At 53.0% G+C, this 18,585-nt stretch carries 15 protein-coding genes and 28 other annotated features; of the genes, 6 read left to right on the top strand and 9 right to left on the bottom strand.

Annotated elements, in window-relative coordinates; genetic code table 11:
* Positions 1-2 precede the first annotated feature (2 nt).
* Positions 3-910 (bottom strand): putative flavoprotein reductase, carnitine metabolism gene (fixA, locus tag STM0075; protein NP_459080.1). Within the gene, positions 3-773 belong to an annotated coding region; the region does not span the whole gene.
* Positions 779-784 (bottom strand) — a ribosome-binding site (putative RBS for fixA; RegulonDB:STMS1H000462). It overlaps the preceding gene by 6 nt.
* Positions 875-883: a -10 signal (putative -10_signal for fixA; RegulonDB:STMLTH004700), on the bottom strand.
* Positions 902-910 (bottom strand) — a -35 signal (putative -35_signal for fixA; RegulonDB:STMLTH004700).
* Positions 905-925 (bottom strand) — a protein binding site (putative binding site for CRP, RegulonDB: STMS1H000084). Its footprint overlaps the feature before it by 6 nt.
* A 42-nt stretch (positions 926-967) precedes the next feature.
* Positions 968-996 (bottom strand) — a protein binding site (putative binding site for CRP, RegulonDB: STMS1H000092).
* A gap of 94 nt (positions 997-1,090) precedes the next feature.
* Positions 1,091-1,117: a protein binding site (putative binding site for CRP, RegulonDB: STMS1H000069), on the top strand.
* Positions 1,118-1,240: 123 nt separating this feature from the next.
* Positions 1,241-1,246: a ribosome-binding site (putative RBS for caiT; RegulonDB:STMS1H000461), on the top strand.
* On the opposite strand from fixA, the gene caiT reads away from it, so the two are divergent.
* From caiT to caiE, 6 genes are all read left to right on the top strand, one after another.
* Positions 1,241-2,771, top strand: a protein-coding gene (gene caiT / locus STM0074; RefSeq protein NP_459079.1) for a putative BCCT family betaine/carnitine/choline transport protein. Within the gene, positions 1,254-2,771 belong to an annotated coding region; the region does not span the whole gene. It overlaps the preceding feature by 6 nt.
* A 23-nt stretch (positions 2,772-2,794) precedes the next feature.
* Positions 2,795-2,800, top strand: a ribosome-binding site (putative RBS for caiA; RegulonDB:STMS1H000460).
* The gene (gene caiA / locus STM0073) for a putative acyl-CoA dehydrogenase, carnitine metabolism (RefSeq protein ID NP_459078.1) occupies positions 2,795-3,948 on the top strand. Within the gene, positions 2,806-3,948 belong to an annotated coding region; the region does not span the whole gene. (Overlaps the previous feature by 6 nt.)
* Positions 3,949-4,046: 98 nt before the next feature.
* Positions 4,047-4,052 (top strand) — a ribosome-binding site (putative RBS for caiB; RegulonDB:STMS1H000459).
* The gene (gene caiB / locus STM0072) for a l-carnitine dehydratase (protein NP_459077.1) occupies positions 4,047-5,277 on the top strand. Within the gene, positions 4,060-5,277 belong to an annotated coding region; the region does not span the whole gene. It overlaps the preceding feature by 6 nt.
* Before the next feature lie 48 nt (positions 5,278-5,325).
* Positions 5,326-5,331 (top strand) — a ribosome-binding site (putative RBS for caiC; RegulonDB:STMS1H000458).
* The gene (caiC, locus tag STM0071) for a crotonobetaine/carnitine-CoA ligase (RefSeq protein NP_459076.1) occupies positions 5,326-6,893 on the top strand. Within the gene, positions 5,340-6,893 belong to an annotated coding region; the region does not span the whole gene. It overlaps the preceding feature by 6 nt.
* Before the next feature lie 40 nt (positions 6,894-6,933).
* Positions 6,934-6,939 (top strand) — a ribosome-binding site (putative RBS for caiD; RegulonDB:STMS1H000457).
* Positions 6,934-7,732 (top strand): carnitine racemase gene (gene caiD / locus STM0070; RefSeq protein NP_459075.1). Within the gene, positions 6,947-7,732 belong to an annotated coding region; the region does not span the whole gene. It overlaps the preceding feature by 6 nt.
* A 97-nt stretch (positions 7,733-7,829) precedes the next feature.
* Positions 7,830-7,835, top strand: a ribosome-binding site (putative RBS for caiE; RegulonDB:STMS1H000456).
* Positions 7,830-8,437, top strand: a protein-coding gene (caiE, locus tag STM0069) for a stimulates carnitine racemase activity of CaiD and CaiB activity (RefSeq protein ID NP_459074.1). Within the gene, positions 7,841-8,437 belong to an annotated coding region; the region does not span the whole gene. (Overlaps the previous feature by 6 nt.)
* A 76-nt stretch (positions 8,438-8,513) precedes the next feature.
* Here caiE and caiF read toward each other — a convergent pair.
* The 8 genes from caiF to citF2 form a co-directional block, all read right to left on the bottom strand.
* Positions 8,514-8,998, bottom strand: a protein-coding gene (gene caiF / locus STM0068) for a transcriptional regulator of cai and fix operon (protein NP_459073.1). Within the gene, positions 8,514-8,909 belong to an annotated coding region; the region does not span the whole gene.
* Positions 8,915-8,920, bottom strand: a ribosome-binding site (putative RBS for caiF; RegulonDB:STMS1H000455). It overlaps the preceding gene by 6 nt.
* Positions 8,963-8,971 (bottom strand) — a -10 signal (putative -10_signal for caiF; RegulonDB:STMLTH004691).
* Positions 8,990-8,998 (bottom strand) — a -35 signal (putative -35_signal for caiF; RegulonDB:STMLTH004691).
* A gap of 22 nt (positions 8,999-9,020) precedes the next feature.
* Positions 9,021-9,041 (bottom strand) — a protein binding site (putative binding site for CRP, RegulonDB: STMS1H000050).
* Positions 9,037-9,061, bottom strand: a protein binding site (putative binding site for FNR, RegulonDB: STMS1H000154). (Overlaps the previous feature by 5 nt.)
* A gap of 121 nt (positions 9,062-9,182) precedes the next feature.
* Positions 9,183-12,427, bottom strand: a protein-coding gene (carB, locus tag STM0067) for a carbamoyl-phosphate synthase, large subunit (protein ID NP_459072.1). Within the gene, positions 9,183-12,410 belong to an annotated coding region; the region does not span the whole gene.
* Positions 12,422-12,427: a ribosome-binding site (putative RBS for carB; RegulonDB:STMS1H000454), on the bottom strand. It overlaps the preceding gene by 6 nt.
* 1 nt (position 12,428) lies before the next feature.
* Positions 12,429-13,645, bottom strand: a protein-coding gene (gene carA / locus STM0066; protein ID NP_459071.1) for a carbamoyl-phosphate synthetase, glutamine-hydrolysing small subunit. Within the gene, positions 12,429-13,577 belong to an annotated coding region; the region does not span the whole gene.
* Positions 13,584-13,589: a ribosome-binding site (putative RBS for carA; RegulonDB:STMS1H000453), on the bottom strand. Its footprint overlaps the gene before it by 6 nt.
* Positions 13,587-13,605: a protein binding site (putative binding site for ArgR, RegulonDB: STMS1H000028), on the bottom strand. Its footprint overlaps the feature before it by 3 nt.
* Positions 13,613-13,621, bottom strand: a -10 signal (putative -10_signal for carA; RegulonDB:STMLTH004690).
* Positions 13,625-13,637: a protein binding site (putative binding site for ArgR, RegulonDB: STMS1H000031), on the bottom strand.
* Positions 13,637-13,645 (bottom strand) — a -35 signal (putative -35_signal for carA; RegulonDB:STMLTH004690). It overlaps the preceding feature by 1 nt.
* 327 nt (positions 13,646-13,972) lie before the next feature.
* Positions 13,973-13,987, bottom strand: a protein binding site (putative binding site for IHF, RegulonDB: STMS1H000223).
* Positions 13,988-14,021: 34 nt separating this feature from the next.
* Complete coding sequence (locus STM0065; protein NP_446529.1) at positions 14,022-14,369, bottom strand: putative viral protein; 348 nt, start codon at positions 14,367-14,369, stop codon at positions 14,022-14,024.
* A gap of 249 nt (positions 14,370-14,618) precedes the next feature.
* Positions 14,619-15,450 (bottom strand): dihydrodipicolinate reductase gene (dapB, locus tag STM0064; RefSeq protein ID NP_459069.1). Within the gene, positions 14,619-15,440 belong to an annotated coding region; the region does not span the whole gene.
* Positions 15,445-15,450 (bottom strand) — a ribosome-binding site (putative RBS for dapB; RegulonDB:STMS1H000452). Its footprint overlaps the gene before it by 6 nt.
* A gap of 169 nt (positions 15,451-15,619) precedes the next feature.
* Positions 15,620-16,534 (bottom strand): putative modifier of citrate lyase protein gene (gene citG2, locus STM0063; RefSeq protein NP_459068.1). Within the gene, positions 15,620-16,528 belong to an annotated coding region; the region does not span the whole gene.
* Positions 16,506-17,063, bottom strand: a protein-coding gene (gene citX2, locus STM0062; protein ID NP_459067.1) for a putative cytoplasmic protein. Within the gene, positions 16,506-17,057 belong to an annotated coding region; the region does not span the whole gene. Before citX2 ends, citG2 begins: the two co-directional genes overlap by 29 nt.
* Positions 16,529-16,534, bottom strand: a ribosome-binding site (putative RBS for citG2; RegulonDB:STMS1H000451). It overlaps the preceding gene by 6 nt.
* Positions 17,057-18,584, bottom strand: a protein-coding gene (citF2, locus tag STM0061) for a putative citrate lyase alpha chain (protein NP_459066.1). Within the gene, positions 17,057-18,577 belong to an annotated coding region; the region does not span the whole gene. Before citF2 ends, citX2 begins: the two co-directional genes overlap by 7 nt.
* Positions 17,058-17,063, bottom strand: a ribosome-binding site (putative RBS for citX2; RegulonDB:STMS1H000450). It overlaps the preceding gene by 6 nt.
* Positions 18,579-18,584, bottom strand: a ribosome-binding site (putative RBS for citF2; RegulonDB:STMS1H000449). Its footprint lies within the gene citF2.
* Position 18,585: the final 1 nt, after the last annotated feature.

Genomic DNA, 18,585 nt, shown 5'->3' with positions numbered 1-18,585 from the left:
AATTAAATGATTTTGCGCAGATTCTCGACAAACGCGGCGATTTGTTCTTCACCGTCACCTTCAATCACCACACGCTGACGCTCGCGCTGCTTCGGTGCGGCAACCTGTTGTGCGGAATACGCGGGTACGCTGTTCAGCCCGATATCCGCAGGCGACCAGACCTGAACCGGTTTTTTCGCCGCGCCAAGAATGGCTTTCATCGAAGGGATTTGTGGGGTGTTAATGTCGGTGGAAACCGCGATCACCGCCGGGAGCGGGATGCTCAGCGTTTCAACTTCATCTTCCAGTTCGCGTTCTACTGTCAATGTGCTGTCGGTAAGAGAGAGGATTTTACTCACGCCGTTAATCGCCGGAATGTTCAGCGCTTCGCCCACCAGCAAACCAACCTGCTGAGCATAAAGATCGGAAGAACCGTCGCCGCAGATAAGTAGATCGAAACCTGATTTTTGCGCGGCGGCGGCCAGCGCGGTAGCGGTGTGTTGCGGCAGCGCCTGCTCAAATTGATCGTCAATGACCACAATCAGTTCATCAGGGCCACGAGAGAGGACATCTTTGCGCCCTTTTGCATTAGTCAGCGCTTTGCCGCCAACGCTCATGGCGACAACCTGAGCGTCTCCCAACTGCTGTTTTAACTGGCAAGCAGCTTCAATTGCATTCAGATCATATTGGCTGATTTTGCTATCCGCTTTGCTGAAATCGAGTGTTCCGTCAGCATTATTAATCGCAATATCCTGCTCATCAGGTACGCATTTGTAGCAAGTAATTATCTTCATTGCATCTCCAGAAATCATGAAGGAAACGTATTTATATCGGCGGTGTTAAATACAGATATCACGCTCTTTAATTCGGAAATAAAACCTTAATCACCAATATTGAAAATGTCACACATTGATATTCGTAACTTTCAATAGTGTTACGCACCTCACCAATATTGAAAGAAATATGCCAAATATGAAAATTTTCAATATTGTTTGCTGGCTCAACAATATTGAACGCCAGATACTTAAAAAAGTTAAAAAACCACAACCAATCAATTGATAAATAAAGCAAAAATCAAAATTTAGACACAAAATAATCAACGCAAAAAAGTGTGACGAAGATAACAGAATCACCCGAAGTGAATACCCATCATGAGTTACTCATTGAGGCGTCCCAGAGGTTAAAAACTTATCAACAAATCATTAATAATAAATAAACAAACGTTCATGGACTGGCACGCTAAATAAATTTCGTTTTCACACTGGAATTCACTTATGAAAAATGAAAAGAAAAAATCGGGAATTGAACCGAAGGTTTTTTTTCCGCCATTAATAATTGTCGGGATACTTTGCTGGCTAACAGTCAGAGATCTTGATGCCGCTAACGTCGTTATTAATGCGGTATTCAGTTATGTCACCAACGTCTGGGGTTGGGCATTTGAATGGTATATGGTCGTCATGCTCTTCGGCTGGTTCTGGCTGGTTTTTGGCCCCTATGCCAAAAAGAGATTAGGTGACGAAAAACCGGAGTTTAGCACCGCCAGCTGGATTTTCATGATGTTCGCCTCCTGTACATCCGCTGCGGTTCTGTTCTGGGGCTCTATTGAGATCTACTACTATATCTCCACCCCGCCGTTCGGCCTGGAACCAAATTCCACGGGCGCGAAAGAGATAGGCCTGGCGTACAGCCTGTTCCACTGGGGGCCGCTGCCGTGGGCAACCTATAGCTTCCTTTCCGTGGCCTTCGCCTACTTCTTCTTTGTACGCAAGATGGATGTCATCCGCCCCAGCTCCACGCTGGTACCGCTCGTCGGTGAAAAGCATGCGAAAGGGTTGTTCGGTACCATCGTCGATAACTTCTACCTGGTGGCGCTGATCTTCGCGATGGGCACCAGCCTCGGTCTGGCTACCCCGCTGGTCACCGAGTGTATGCAATGGCTGTTCGGTATTCCGCATACGCTGCAACTCGACGCCATCATCATTACCTGCTGGATCATTCTGAACGCGATTTGCGTGGCCTGCGGCCTGCAAAAAGGGGTCAGAATCGCCAGCGATGTGCGTAGCTACCTGAGCTTCCTGATGCTCGGCTGGGTGTTTATCGTCAGCGGCGCCAGCTTCATCATGAACTACTTCACCGACTCCGTCGGGATGCTGTTAATGCACCTGCCACGGATGCTGTTCTATACCGACGCCATCGGTAAAGGCGGCTTCCCGCAGGGCTGGACCGTTTTCTACTGGGCGTGGTGGGTTATTTACGCCATCCAGATGAGTATCTTCCTGGCCCGTATTTCCCGTGGTCGTACCGTACGTGAGCTGTGCTTCGGGATGGTGATGGGTCTGACCGCGTCTACCTGGATCCTGTGGACAGTGCTGGGCAGTAACACGCTGCTGCTGATGGATAAAAACATCCTCAACATTCCGCAACTGATTGAGCAACACGGCGTGGCGCGCGCCATTATCGAAACCTGGGCCGCCTTGCCGCTCAGCACCGCCACCATGTGGGGCTTCTTCATCCTCTGCTTTATTGCCACCGTCACGCTGATTAACGCCTGCTCTTACACCCTGGCGATGTCGACCTGTCGCGAAGTTCGCGATGGTGAAGAGCCGCCTCTGTTAGTGCGTATCGGCTGGTCAGTGCTGGTCGGCATCATCGGTATCGTTCTGCTGGCGCTGGGTGGGTTGAAGCCGATTCAGACCGCGATTATCGCCGGAGGATGTCCGCTGTTCTTCGTCAACATTATGGTGACGCTGTCCTTTATTAAAGACGCCAAAGTGCACTGGAAAGACAAGTAATTCTTATTAACCCAATTGATCAAGAGGCTGAAAGATGGATTTCAACTTAAATGACGAACAGGAGCTGTTTGTCGCCGGTATTCGCGAACTGATGGCCAGTGAGAACTGGGAAGCTTATTTTGCCGAGTGCGATCGTGACAGCGTCTACCCTGAGCGTTTTGTAAAAGCGCTGGCGGATATGGGTATTGATAGCCTGCTGATCCCGGAAGAACACGGCGGTCTGGAAGCGGGTTTTGTTACCGTCGCCGCCGTCTGGATGGAACTGGGACGTCTTGGCGCGCCAACTTACGTGTTGTACCAATTGCCGGGAGGTTTTAACACTTTCCTGCGTGAAGGGACTCAGGAGCAAATTGATAAAATCATGGCGTTCCGGGGCACCGGTAAGCAGATGTGGAACTCTGCTATCACCGAACCAGGAGCGGGATCGGATGTTGGTAGTCTGAAAACCACTTATACGCGCAAAAATGGTAAGGTTTATCTCAATGGCAGTAAGTGCTTTATCACCAGTAGCGCCTATACCCCGTACATCGTGGTCATGGCGAGAGACGGTGCATCGCCGGATAAACCGGTTTACACCGAGTGGTTTGTGGACATGAGCAAAGCAGGTATCAAGGTCAACAAACTGGAGAAACTCGGTCTGCGCATGGACAGCTGCTGTGAAATCACCTTTGACGACGTTGAACTGGACGAGAAAGACATGTTCGGTCGGGAAGGTAACGGCTTCAACCGCGTGAAAGAAGAGTTTGACCATGAACGCTTCCTCGTCGCGCTGACCAACTACGGTACCGCAATGTGCGCTTTTGAAGACGCTGCGCGTTACGCGAATCAGCGCGTGCAGTTTGGTGAAGCTATTGGCCGTTTCCAGCTGATTCAGGAGAAGTTTGCGCATATGGCGATCAAACTGAACTCCATGAAAAATATGCTGCTGGAAGCCGCGTGGAAAGCGGATAACGGCACCATTACCTCCGGCGACGCGGCAATGTGCAAATACTTCTGCGCCAACGCCGCGTTTGAAGTGGTAGACACCGCCATGCAGGTACTGGGAGGTGTTGGTATCGCGGGCAACCACCGCATCACGCGTTTCTGGCGTGACCTGCGCGTTGACCGTGTTTCTGGTGGTTCTGATGAAATGCAGATCCTGACGTTGGGTCGTGCGGTACTTAAGCAATACCGCTAATCGATCCCTTGTAGGCCTGATAAGACGCGGGGCGTCGCCATCAGGCAATCATGCCGGATGGCGCTGTGCTTATCCGGCCTACATACCGCAAAAAATGCCAGGAGAAAAATGATGAATCATTTACCAATGCCAACCTTTGGCCCGCTTGCTGGGGTACGCGTTGTTTTTTCAGGAATCGAAATCGCCGGTCCATTCGCCGGACAGATGTTCGCCGAATGGGGCGCAGAGGTTATCTGGATTGAAAACGTCGCATGGGCCGATACCATCCGCGTACAGCCTAACTACCCGCAGCTCTCACGCCGCAACCTGCACGCCCTGTCGCTGAATATTTTCAAAGATGAAGGTCGGGAAGCGTTTCTGAAACTGATGGAAACCACCGATATTTTCATTGAAGCCAGTAAAGGCCCGGCCTTTGCCCGCCGTGGTATTACTGATGAAGTGCTGTGGGAACATAACCCGAAACTGGTCATTGCCCACCTTTCCGGCTTCGGTCAGTATGGTACCGAGGAGTACACCAATCTTCCGGCGTATAACACCATCGCGCAGGCATTCAGTGGTTATCTGATCCAAAACGGCGACGTTGATCAGCCGATGCCAGCCTTCCCGTATACCGCCGATTACTTCTCCGGGATGACCGCGACGACAGCCGCGCTGGCAGCCCTGCACAAAGTACGCGAAACGGGTAAAGGTGAAAGCATCGATATCGCCATGTACGAAGTGATGCTGCGCATGGGTCAGTATTTCATGATGGACTACTTCAACGGCGGCGAAATCTGTCCACGTATGACGAAAGGGAAAGACCCCTACTACGCTGGTTGCGGCCTGTATAAATGCGCCGATGGTTACATCGTCATGGAGTTGGTCGGCATCACGCAAATCAACGAGTGTTTTAAAGATATTGGCCTGGCCCACATTCTCGGTACGCCGGAAGTTCCGGAAGGCACACAACTCATCCATCGCGTGGAATGCCCTTACGGCCCGCTCGTCGAAGAGAAACTGGACGCCTGGCTGGCAACACACACCATCGCCGACGTTCAGGCGCGTTTTGCTGAACTGAATATCGCCTGTGCGAAGGTGCTCACCATTCCGGAACTGGAAGGTAACCCGCAGTACGTTGCCCGCGAATCGATTACTCAGTGGCAAACAATGGACGGTCGCACCTGTAAAGGGCCGAACATCATGCCGAAATTTAAAAACAACCCGGGGAAAATCTGGCGTGGCATGCCGTCACACGGCATGGATACCGCCGCCATTCTGAAAAACATTGGTTATAGCGAAGCAGATATTAAGGAACTGGTCGGCAAAGGCCTGGCCAAAGTTGAGGATTAAACGCGATGCGCTAATCGGTTTTCCGGTTAGCGCTCACGCCTGATTTCAGTGGATAAAGCAATATGGATATCGTTGGCGGACAAAACTTACGTCAGATGTGGGACGACCTGGCCGGGGTGTACGGAGATAAAACGGCGTTAATTTTCGAATCCTGTGAGGGAATCGTTCGGCAGTTTAGCTATGCTTCGCTCAATGAAGAGATTAACCGCACGGCGAACCTTTTTTATTCCTTAGGGATCCGCAAGGGTGATAGGGTCGCGCTGCATCTGGATAACTGTCCGGAATTCATCTTTTGCTGGTTTGGACTGGCAAAAATCGGCGCCATTATGGTGCCGATTAATGCCCGCTTACTGGGCGAAGAAAGCGCCTGGATCCTGCAAAACAGCCAGGTGAGTCTGCTGGTTACCAGCGCCCAGTTTTATCCTATGTACCGTGAAATACGCCAGGACAATAGCACTCCGCTTAATCATATCTGTCTGATTGGCGAGCAGCTTCCGGCTGACGACGGCGTGAGCCACTTTACCCAACTACAAGCACGCCAGTCGGCCACGCTGTGCTATACGCCCGTGTTATCCACTGACGATACGGCGGAAATTCTGTTTACCTCAGGCACCACCTCACGGCCTAAAGGGGTGGTAATTACCCACTACAACCTGCGTTTTGCAGGCTACTACTCTGCCTGGCAAATCGCCCTGCGCGATGATGACGTGTACATGACGGTGATGCCCGCTTTTCATATCGACTGTCAGTGTACCGCCGCAATGCCAGCCTTTTCCGCCGGCAGCACCTTTGTGCTGCTAGAGAAGTACAGCGCCAGGGCCTTCTGGGATCAGGTACGTAAATATCAGGCAACGGTGACCGAGTGCATCCCGATGATGATCCGCACGCTGATGGTCCAGCCCGCCGCACCAACGGACAGGCAGCATCACCTGCGCGAAGTGATGTTCTATCTCAATTTATCCGAGCAGGAAAAAGACGATTTTACCGAACGCTTTGGCGTCAGGCTGCTGACCTCTTATGGTATGACTGAAACCATTGTCGGAATTATTGGCGACCGTCCCGGAGACAAACGGCGCTGGCCTTCCATTGGTCGCGTGGGTTTTAGCTATGAAGCTGAAATTCGCGACGATCAAAATCGCCCGCTGCCCGCCGGAGAAATTGGCGAAATCTGTATTAAAGGCATCCCCGGCAAGACTATCTTCAAAGAGTATTACATGCAGCCGGAGGCTACCGCCAAAGCGCTGGAACCTGAGGGCTGGTTACATACCGGTGATTCGGGCTATCAGGATGAGGATGGCTATTTTTATTTCGTCGACAGGCGCTGCAACATGATTAAACGCGGCGGAGAAAATGTCTCCTGCGTCGAGCTGGAAAATATTATTTCTGCGCATCCGAAAATTCAGGACATTGTGGTGGTTGGTATTAAAGACGCGATCCGTGATGAAGCCATTAAAGCGTTTATTGTCCTTAATGAAGGTGAAACATTAAGCGAAGCCGAGTTTTTCAGCTTCTGCGAAAACAATATGGCGAAGTTCAAGGTTCCCTCTTTTATGGAGATCAGAACCGACCTGCCGCGCAACTGTTCAGGAAAAATAATCAAAAAAAATCTGAAATAAACCTTCCGGCAGGAATCCCTCCCGCCGGAAAACTATTTATCTGGAGATGAACTATGAGTGAGTCATTACATCTGACCCGTAACGGCCCGATCCTGGAAATTACCCTCGACCGACCTAAAGCGAATGCCATTGACGCCAAAACCAGCTTTGCAATGGGTGAAGCTTTTCTTAATTTCCGTGACGATCCGGAATTACGCGTAGCAATCATTACCGGCGGCGGGGAGAAATTCTTTTCTGCTGGCTGGGACTTAAAAGCGGCAGCGGAAGGTGAAGCGCCGGATGCCGATTTTGGTCCCGGCGGCTTTGCCGGTTTAACCGAAATATTTGACCTCGATAAGCCGGTTATCGCCGCGGTGAACGGCTACGCGTTTGGCGGCGGTTTTGAGCTGGCGCTGGCGGCGGACTTTATTGTCTGCGCCGAAAACGCCAGCTTCGCGCTGCCGGAAGCCAAGCTCGGCATCGTGCCTGACAGCGGCGGCGTATTGCGTCTGCCTAAGCTGCTGCCACCGGCTATCGTCAACGAAATGGTAATGACCGGCAGACGAATGAGCGCCGAAGAAGCGCTGCGTTGGGGAGTCGTGAACCGCGTTGTCAGCCAGAGCGAACTGATGGAGAGTGCGCGCGAACTGGCGCAACAACTGGTCAATAGCGCCCCGCTGGCTATCGCGGCGCTGAAAGAGATTTATCGCGCGACCAGCGAAATGCCGGTAGAAGAAGGCTACCGCTACATCCGCAGCGGCGTACTGAAGCATTATCCGTCGGTGCTGCATTCAGAAGATGCGCTCGAAGGACCGCAGGCATTTGCCGAAAAACGCGATCCGGTGTGGAAAGGTCGTTAATGTGACTATGCCGGATGGCGCTTCGCTTATCCGGCCTACAGCACATGCGCAACCGTAGACCGGATAAGGTGTTTACGCCGCCATCCGGCAAAAAACCGAGGTACAACTATGAGCTATTACGCCTTTGAAGGACTGATCCCGGTGGTGCATCCGGACGCGTTTGTCCACCCCAGCGCCGTGCTGATTGGCGATGTCATCGTGGGCGCCGGTGTTTATATTGGCCCACTCGCGTCATTGCGTGGGGATTATGGTCGCCTGATCCTGGAGGCAGGCTCTAATCTGCAGGATGGCTGCATTATGCATGGCTACTGCGATACCGATACCATCGTGCATGAAAACGGCCATATCGGCCACGGCGCTATTTTACATGGCTGCGTGGTGGGACGGGACGCCCTGGTCGGCATGAATAGCGTCATTATGGACGGCGCAGTGATTGGCGAAGAGAGCATTGTCGCCGCCATGAGTTTTGTCAAAGCCGGATTTCAGGGTGAGGCAAGGCAACTCCTGGTGGGATCACCGGCGCGCGTACTACGCCAGGTTACGGACCAGGAGCTGCACTGGAAACACCTCAATACCAAAGAATATCAGGATCTTGCGATCCGTTGTCGAACGGGGTTATCTGAAACGAAGCCGTTAACGCAGGCCGAAGAAAACCGACCGCGCCTGAAAGGCACGACGGACGTGAAGCCAAAATCAGCACAGTAATTGATGCCGGATGCGCTCACGCTTATCCGGCCTACGCGTCAATTACCGTTTACCCCGCCAGCAGGTAAACAGACAATTAGCGACGCATACTCTTGGAGAGCATCATCTGCCATTTCTGCTCACGGTTTAGCTCTGTGGGGGGAACGGCAGACAGCCGCGGCGCTTTCGCCACGCTCACTTTTCTTTCCTGCAAATTATGATTCAATCGGCGATAGAGTTGAGAGTCGATACTCACGACTTTCACCAGACGCTGGCACTGGCAGCCTCGTCCTGCAATTTGGTTAGGGATCATCTTCACTTCACAAACAATTTCCCCCACTTCTGACAGAATATAGGAGAGCGTATTAATTGCTTTGCAATGTTCAATATCAAATTGACGGGAAATCTCCCTGGCAGTGATCCATCGGTTCTCTGCCATCATCCAGTCAGCAATTAACAAATAAAGCGGTCTTTCAACATATTTTTCACACATAAGCACACCATTTCACAAATTAAAAATCTGGCTACGGCCTGTCCAAACTAATAAAAACTAAGCCATATTAAAATTGTGGATATGCAAGATAGTATGCGACTTAAATATTGATTAGTGTGAGCAATATCGTGCTTATTACATTGAAAATGTGGTTACGGAAACGGACTTCTCCAGGAATGACCTTACGCAAGATAAAAAAAGGGTTTCTTTACAGAAACCCTTTCAACATTATATTACAGGTCCGGTTAGAGCAATATCCGCCGGACCCTTTGTTTACGACTTTTTGATCTGCGCGTGCATTTCCTGCACCGAGGTTACCTTCTCGGTGGCATCGGCATTGAGCGCCATCGTCGTGGCAAAACCGCCGTTCAGCGTGGTGTCATAATGCACTTTATACTGCAGCGCGCTGCGGCGAATCACCCTGGAGTCTTCAATCGCGCGGCGACCTGCGGTGGTGTTGATAATATAGGTATATTCGCCATTCTTGATACGGTCCTGAATGTGCGGACGACCTTCGTGCACCTTGTTCACCAGACGCGGGTTGATACCGGCTTCGCCCAGCACAATCGCCGTACCGTGGGTGGCATCCAGCTCAAAGCCCTGTTTCAGCAGCTTGGCGGCGAGATCCACCACGCGCTCTTTGTCGCCTTCGCGGACGGAGAGCAGCGCACGGCCCTGTTTCTTCATGGTGGAGTTACTGCCCAGCTGCGCCTTAGCGAACGCTTCCGCGAAGGTACGGCCCACGCCCATCACTTCCCCGGTGGAGCGCATTTCTGGCCCTAACAGCGGGTCAACGCCGGGGAATTTGTTGAACGGCAGCACCACTTCTTTCACCGAGTAGTACGGCGGGATAATTTCTTGGGTCACGCCCTGCTCGGTCAGCGATTTGCCGGCCATCACGCGCGCCGCCACTTTCGCCAGCGGAACGCCGGTGGCTTTGGAGACGAACGGTACGGTACGCGCCGCACGCGGGTTGACTTCAATCAGGTAGACTTCGTTGTCCTTGACCGCAAACTGCACGTTCATCAGGCCGCGCACCTGCAACTCGAAGGCCAGCTTCTGCACCTGCTGGCGCATCACGTCCTGAATTTCCTGGCTCAGCGTGTAGGCCGGCAGGGAACAGGCGGAGTCGCCGGAGTGTACGCCCGCCTGCTCAATGTGCTCCATAATGCCGCCAATCAGCACCATTTCGCCGTCGCAGATAGCGTCCACGTCCACTTCAACCGCGTCATCAAGGAAGCGGTCCAGCAGCACCGGCGCATCGTTAGAGACGCTGACCGCCGTCTGGAAGTAGCGACGCAGGTCGGCTTCGTCATAGACAATTTCCATCGCCCGACCGCCCAGCACGTAAGAAGGACGTACCACCAGCGGGTAGCCGATCTCTTTCGCTTTTTCGACAGCCTGTTCAATGGCGGTGACGGTGGCGTTGGCCGGTTGCTTCAGCTTCAGACGGTCAACCGCGTGCTGGAAGCGCTCGCGGTCTTCCGCGCGGTCGATGGCGTCCGGGCTGGTGCCGATTACCGGCACACCTGCCGCTTCCAGCGCGCGCGCCAGCTTCAGCGGCGTCTGGCCGCCGTACTGCACGATAACGCCTTTCGGCTTCTCGATGCGCACGATTTCCAGCACGTCTTCCAGCGTGACCGGCTCGAAGTACAGACGGTCGGAAGTGTCGTAGTCGGTGGAGACGGTTTCCGGGTTACAGTTGACCATAATGGTCTCGTAACCGTCTTCGCGCAGCGCCAGCGAGGCGTGTACGCAGCAGTAGTCAAATTCGATACCCTGGCCGATACGGTTCGGGCCGCCGCCGAGGACCATGATTTTATCGCGGTCAATGGACGGGTTCGCTTCGCACTCATCTTCATAAGTGGAGTACATATAGGCGGTGTCGGTGGCGAATTCCGCCGCGCAGGTATCCACACGCTTGTAGACCGGGTGCAGGTCATACTGGTCGCGCAGTTTGCGGATTTCCGCCTCGCGCACGCCCGCCAATTTTGCCAGACGCGCATCGGCAAAACCTTTACGCTTGAGCTGACGCAGGAAGTCGGCGTTGAGGCCAGTAATCCCGACTTCAGCCACTTTCTCTTCCAGACGCACCAGCTCTTCAATTTGCACCAGGAACCAGCGGTCGATGTTGGTCAGGTTAAAGACGCCATCGACGGAGAGGCCTGCGCGGAAAGCATCGGCGATGTACCAGATACGATCTGCGCCCGCGTCTTTCAGCTCGCGGCGGATTTTGGTCAGCGCTTCCGGGTCGTCGAGGCTCACTTTCGGGTCAAAACCGGTGGCGCCGACTTCCAGGCCGCGCAGCGCTTTTTGCAGGGATTCCTGCTGCGTGCGGCCAATCGCCATCACTTCTCCGACCGATTTCATCTGGGTGGTCAGACGGTCGTTGGCACCGGCGAATTTCTCAAAGTTAAAGCGCGGAATTTTAGTAACCACATAGTCGATGGACGGCTCGAAGGAGGCCGGAGTGCGCCCGCCGGTGATGTCGTTCATCAGTTCGTCAAGGGTGTAACCTACCGCCAGTTTGGCGGCCACTTTGGCAATCGGGAAACCGGTGGCTTTCGACGCCAGCGCCGAGGAGCGGGATACGCGCGGGTTCATTTCGATAACGATCAGACGGCCGTTTTTCGGGTTCACTGCGAACTGGACGTTAGAACCGCCGGTTTCGACGCCGATTTCACGCAGTACCGCCATCGAGGCGTTACGCATGATTTGGTATTCTTTGTCGGTCAGCGTCTGTGCCGGGGCCACGGTGATGGAGTCACCGGTGTGGATACCCATCGCATCGAAGTTTTCGATAGAGCAGACGATGATGCAGTTGTCGTTTTTATCACGCACCACTTCCATCTCGTACTCTTTCCAGCCGATCAGCGATTCATCAATCAGCAGCTCGTTGGTTGGCGAGAGGTCCAGACCGCGTTCGCAGATTTCTTCGAACTCTTCACGGTTGTAAGCGATACCGCCGCCGGTGCCGCCCATGGTAAAGCTAGGCCGGATGATGCACGGGAAGCCCACGTCAGCGGCAACCGCCAGCGCTTCTTCCATAGTGTGCGCGATACCGGAACGCGCGGTGTCGAGACCAATTTTCTTCATCGCGATATCGAAGCGACGACGGTCTTCGGCTTTATCAATGGCGTCGGCGGTCGCACCAATCATGGTGACGCCGAACTCTTCCAGCACGCCCTGCCGCTCCAGCTCCAGCGCGCAGTTCAGCGCGGTCTGGCCGCCCATGGTCGGCAGCACCGCATCCGGACGCTCTTTTTCAATGATTTTGCGCACCACTTCCCAGTGAATCGGCTCGATGTAGGTGGCATCGGCCATTTCCGGGTCGGTCATGATGGTGGCCGGGTTGGAGTTCACCAGAATGACGCGATAGCCCTCTTCGCGCAGGGCTTTACACGCCTGAGCGCCGGAGTAGTCAAACTCACACGCCTGACCGATAACAATCGGGCCCGCGCCCAGAATCAGGATGCTTTTTATATCTGTACGTTTTGGCATGGCTCTTATTACTCCTGATTATTTCGCGGACTGACGGTATTGCTCAATAAGCTCGATAAAGTGGTCGAACAGCGGCGCCGCATCGTGCGGGCCGGGGCTCGCCTCCGGGTGGCCCTGGAAGCTGAACGCCGGTTTGTCGGTACGGTGAATCCCTTGCAGGGTGCCGTCGAACAGCGACTTGTGGGTCACGCGCAGGTTGGCGGGCAGCGAGTCTTCATCCACCGCAAAGCCGTGGTTCTGCGCGGTGATCATTACCACGTTTCTGTCCATATCTTTTACCGGATGGTTGCCGCCGTGATGGCCGAACTTCATCTTAACGGTCTTCGCACCGCTCGCCAGCGCCAGTAGCTGATGACCGAGGCAGATGCCAAATAGCGGAATGTCGGTTTCGAGGAATTTCTGGATAGCAGTAATCGCGTAGTCGCACGGAGCCGGGTCGCCAGGGCCGTTTGACAGGAAGATGCCGTCCGGATTCATTTTCAGCACCTCTTCAGCAGAGGTTTGCGCTGGCACCACCGTCAGGCGGCAGCCGCGATCCACCAGCATACGCAGGATGTTGCGCTTCGCGCCGAAATCATAGGCCACCACATGGAACGGCAGGTCATCCTCAGATTTCGCTTCCGGTAAACCGTCTTTCAGCGTCCAGCTACCCTGCGTCCAGCGGTAAGTTTCCGCCGTGGTCACTTCTTTCGCCAGATCCATACCGTTAAGTCCAGGAAATGCTTTCGCTTTTTCCAGCGCCAGCTTCGCATCCGGGCTATCGCCTGCAATGATGCAGCCGTTCTGTGCGCCTTTCTCACGCAGCAGTCGGGTCAGCTTGCGGGTATCGATATCAGCAATCGCCACAATGTTATGCCGTTTGAGGTAAGAAGAGAGGTCTTCGGTGTTACGGAAGTTGCTGGCAATCAACGGCAGATCGCGAATCACTAAACCTTGCGCATGAACCTGAGAGGATTCTTCATCGGCTTTATTGGTGCCGACATTACCAATATGGGGATAAGTAAGAGTGACGATTTGGCGGGAATAGGAAGGATCAGTGAGGATTTCTTGATAACCGGTCATTGAAGTATTGAAAACGACTTCCCCAACCGCCGAACCCGTTGCCCCAATGGCCCGACCGTGAAACTGGGTTCCGTCTTCCAGAACCAATAGCGCTGACTTAATCAAAACACCCTCCAGAGAATATTCACTCACTTTATTTGCATATTAATTCATTCAGTCAGTATGAAGCAATGCAAATTTGCTTACCCGTGGATTTCTGGCAAACGGCGGCATTCTGAAGTTAAGCCGGATAAAAGTCAACTTAAAGAGGGTGTTTTTTATGTTATTTTGCACATTATAAGGAAGTTATTCTGTTTAAGAGGCAAAAAGATCAACTAAGTTACGATAGAAAACGCTTGCGCTTCCTTGAGTTCGCAAAAAACTGGCTGGCATGATAAAAAGTGGACCAAATGGTCAAATTTGACATTAAAACAACAAAAAACAACGATAAAAACTCACTTAATAGCCATCAATGCCATTAAATGCATAAAAATTCAAAATCAAGAAAGTTAACGACAAAAAAATTTTAAAAATCAATATATTAAAAATATAAAAAACAAATCAAATGCATCATAAAATCAACAAAAAACAGCAAATTAAGACAATGTAATAAGAATTACAATCGCGATATAAAGATCCAGCTTCTTTTTCTTTAAGACAGGCACATACGATTGGACCACAACCAGCCTCACTACAGCATAAAAAAGCCAACCTATTGAAGCAAAAGAGATAAAACGCCCCCCCGAGGAACAGCACTCCCCCTCCGATGGATATCAGTCTTATCAGTCTGGTCGAGGTGCCTTTTGCATACGGTAAGGCGCTGCGGCTGAATATGACTAACGTCAGTTCAGGCAGTAATTTTTTCCCGTTGAACGTAATGACCCGTACCGATGCGTCTGAAGGGCCAATTAACCGCATTTATCGTAATGGCAATTACGTCACGCAAATGGATGCCGTTGGCCCGGATGTCTTTAAACGGACTATTCTTAACGCGAAAACAACGGCAGAACATGCCGTGGGCGAAGAAACTGTCGAAACATGAATGGTGAAAGGCGTTATTTATCTGACCGAATAACCGGGGGGCAAAAACAAAAGGGCAATAATATATTGCCCTTTGTAATCAATTAATCTTGATTACCACAACCACATCACGAAGGTATTTAGTCGCTATAATACATCCAGCCCCAGCACATCCCGCATGTCAAATAGCCCATTTTTCTTCGTTTTTAGCCATAACGCCGATCGCAACGCGCCATTTGCAAACGTCATGCGGCTGGAAGCTTTATGCGTAATCTCTACGCGCTCGCCAATATCGGCAAACATCGCGGTATGTTCGCCGACGATGTCGCCCGCCCGAACGGTCGCAAAGCCAATCGTGCCCGCTACGCGCTCGCCGGTATAACCTTCACGCGAGTAGACCGCGCAGTCCTTCAGATTTTTATCCAGCGCCCCGGCGATTGCCTCGCCCATTGCCAGCGCCGTACCCGACGGTGCATCCACTTTATGGCGGTGGTGCGCTTCAATAATTTCAATATCGCTATAGTCGCCCATTACCTTCGCGGCTTTCTCCAGCAGCTTGAGCATGACGTTAACGCCGACGCTAAAGTTTGCGGCGAAAACGATCGCAATCTCTTGTGACGCCTCGCGAATGGCTTGTTTACCGGCGTCGTCAAAGCCGGTAGTACCAATCACCATCCCTTTACCATGCTGGCGGCAAAACGCCAGATGCGTCAACGTGCCTTCCGGACGGGTAAAATCGATGAAAACGTCAAAATCATCTTTTACCGCCTCAAGGCTGCTTTGAACGATCACGCCGGACTTTCCCGCCCCTGCCAGTTCGCCAGCATCGCTGCCCAGCAAGGAAGAGCCTTCGCGCTCCAGCGCGGCACCCAGCTGAACACCTTCCATCGCCATGGCGGCCTGGATTAACTGCCGTCCCATGCGGCCACCGGCGCCGGCAATGGCGACGCGGATTTGTGCTTCATGCATAGCTATTCTCTTTTGTAAAAATTGCGTAAACCGTTTTCAGAGTAACCAGCGCGCCCGGAGGCCGCCATCTAAAATCGCCGATAATTAGAAATTAATGATAAACAGGGAGCGATATCAGTAAAAGACATGATTCATCCCGCAGGATGAATCATTGCTGGAGAGAATGAAAGAAGAGAAACTTACTCAGGATAGAGGGAACCGGCAGGAAAATGACTTAAAAACCAGGTCACTGCCAGTAAATCCGCGCTACCGCCAGGGCTTAAGTTACGCAGGATGAGTTCATCATCGAGGGACTGCATCGCTTCAATGCCCCCCTCAACCAATACGCCCCCTTGCCACAACAATTTTTGTGCCTGCTGCTGCACGTAGTAAAGCCCTTCCAGGCCTCCCCGTGACACCAGATTGGTATCATCATTCCACGCCATCAGATGCAACAATGTTTGCAGTAGGGCAAGATGGGTATCGTCATGCTCCTGCACGACCCGGTTAAACACCGGCAAAGCCTGCGTTCTGACGGTTCGAAAACCGCTTTCCGCTTCTCCCCGCGCGCCCGACAGGCCATAACACTGGAAATGGGTTTCACTCTTTGTCAGTTTTCCCGCTTTTTTTGCTGAGAGCTCGTGGGCAACAATATTCCGACTCAGGCGGGCAACCTGGTCGCAGATACGATTTTGCTCCAACGGTTCTCCCCGCGCGAGAAGTCGGCCAATCGCTGCGCTCAGCAGGCCAAAAGCGAAAATCGCCCCGCGATGGGTATTCACACCATTGGTCGCCTGTAGCATATCGTTCTCACAGGCCATCCCCAGCGGACGCAGCATCACCAGGACATTTTCTGCCGCCAGCGCCGCCGTGTTGTTGCCCATGATAAAAAACTTTTCCATCCACGGAGCAATGGCGGTAGTGCTACGTTCAAATGCCGCCAGATCCATATCCCTATGCGCTCCCGAATTACGAATATCGACCAGACCGGGTTTTGGTGTCAGCCTGGCTTCCGTCAGCAGCGCTCTTGCAACCAACCCATTAAGTTCGCCAGCCGCCAGCGATGAGTACGCTGGCGTACGCCGTTCAGTCACAACGCTCACGTTCATAGCATTCAATCCTTCGTGCAATTTCATCCAACAAAAGGTCAAGGGTGTGATGCTTGCCCCGGGCACAGAGATGAGCATCCTGCTGGCATATCAAACATGGCCGGGCAGGATGCCCGAGTTCACGGCGTGATAGCGACTTACCGTCGCTATCAATAATGTCGATGTCCCAAAGCCGCCCTAACGGATGGCTCATCTCCAGTGTCGACATGTGCTGTTTCAACGCCATTGCCGGCGCACAGACCGCTGCCATCCATTCCGGGCCGCTGCGTTCATTTACCTGCATTTCCCAGACGTTGACCCACTCCATCTGTTCGCAAAGCGCCAGTATTTCGGCAATTGCGTAATCGGCGACACGCCGCCAGACCGCTGAGTTTTTAACGGCGCCCGGTGCAACCAGCGTGAGGGAAATCAACGGTAGCCGATAGCAGTTCAACGCCTGACGCTGCCTGGCGGCACGTTTATCGCGCGCTTGTAGCATCTCCTCCAGCGTAACTGCCTGGCCCAGGTACAACAGGTCTGTGCCCTTCATCAGCCTTTAACCTGGCGAATCACGTCAATCACTGAACCGTCGCGATAACGCACCACAGCCACCACCCGATCGGTAAACTCAATCGGCTGCGGTTTACCGGTCAGTTGCTCAGCGCGCTGTTGCAGTTGTTCGATGGTCATCAGCGCCACGCCCGCAGCACGCAGGTTATCAAGCAGATCCTGACGCGCGGGGTTCACCGCAATACCATGGTCGGTAACCAGCACATCAACACTTGCCCCAGGCGTGACGGTAGTCAGCACTTTTTCCACCACGCATGGGATTCGGCCACGGACCAGCGGTGCGGTAATAATGGTGAGATCGGCCCCTGCTGCCGTATCGCTATGGCCGCCCGATGCGCCACGCAGTACGCCGTTTGAACCGGTCATCACGTTAACGTTAAAATTCACGTCAATTTCCAGCGCGCTCAGCATCACCACGTTCAGGCGTTCGCATGCCGCGCCTTTAGAGGCGGGGTTAGCGTATTGATTGGTCGAAATTTCAATATGATGCGGGTTCTGCGCCAGCGAACGGGCTGCATCGCCATCGAATGATTGCGTATCCAGCAGCGCTTTGATCAACCCTTTCTCATGCAGATCCACCATGGTGCCGGTGATCCCACCCAGGCCAAAACTCGCCGTAATGTTGTGGCGACGCATTTTGTCTTCCAGGAAACGGGTGACCGCCAGAGAAGCGCCACCGGTGCCGGTTTGCAGCGAGAAACCATCACAAAAATAACCTGAGTGTTCGATCACATTGGCCGCCTGCCGGGCGATCAACAGTTCACGCGGGTTGCTGGACAGACGAATCGCACCCGCGGTGATTTTTTCCGGATCCCCTACTTCGTCCACCTGTACGATCAAATCAACCTGATCCTGCGCGATACTGGCCGGATAATTGGGGAATTCGACCCACTCTTCAGTCAGGAGCACCACACATTTAGCGTACTGCGCATCAACCTGCGCATACCCCAAAGAGCCGCAGCGTGACTTGCCGCTAAAGCCGTTAGCATTACCAAATTCATCGCAGCACGGCACGCCGAGGAAAGCGACATCAATATTCAGCTCACCGCTCTGAATCAGCTTTACGCGGCCGCCGTGAGAGTGGATCTGTACCGGGTTTTCCATCAGGCCAGCGGAGATCTCTTCCCCTAACTTGCCGCGCAGCCCGGAGGTGTAAATCTGCCGCACCACGCCATTTTTAATGTGTTCGATAAGCGGCCAGTGGGCATCAATTAATGAGCTGGAGGCAAGCGTCAGATCGCGGAATCCCATTTCCGCCAGCTTCGCCATCACCATATTGACGACTTTGTCGCCACCACGAAACGCATGGTGGAAGGATATCGTCATGCCATTTTTAAGCCCGGAACGACGGATAGCCTCTTCAAGCGAGTCACAAATTTTACGCCGACGCTTTTCCGTTTCACTGGCAAGCCACGGGCTGTTCGCTGTTACCCCCTGGTAGGGCTGTAATCCTTCCGGTACGACATATTGCTGGTTGAGCATGGTTACAGTCTCTTTCATGGTTCCTT

The organism is Salmonella enterica subsp. enterica serovar Typhimurium str. LT2 (genome assembly GCF_000006945.2).
In the GTDB taxonomy this organism is placed as follows: Bacteria; Pseudomonadota; Gammaproteobacteria; order Enterobacterales; family Enterobacteriaceae; genus Salmonella; species Salmonella enterica.
This window is presented reverse-complemented; position numbering and strand designations above follow the sequence as displayed.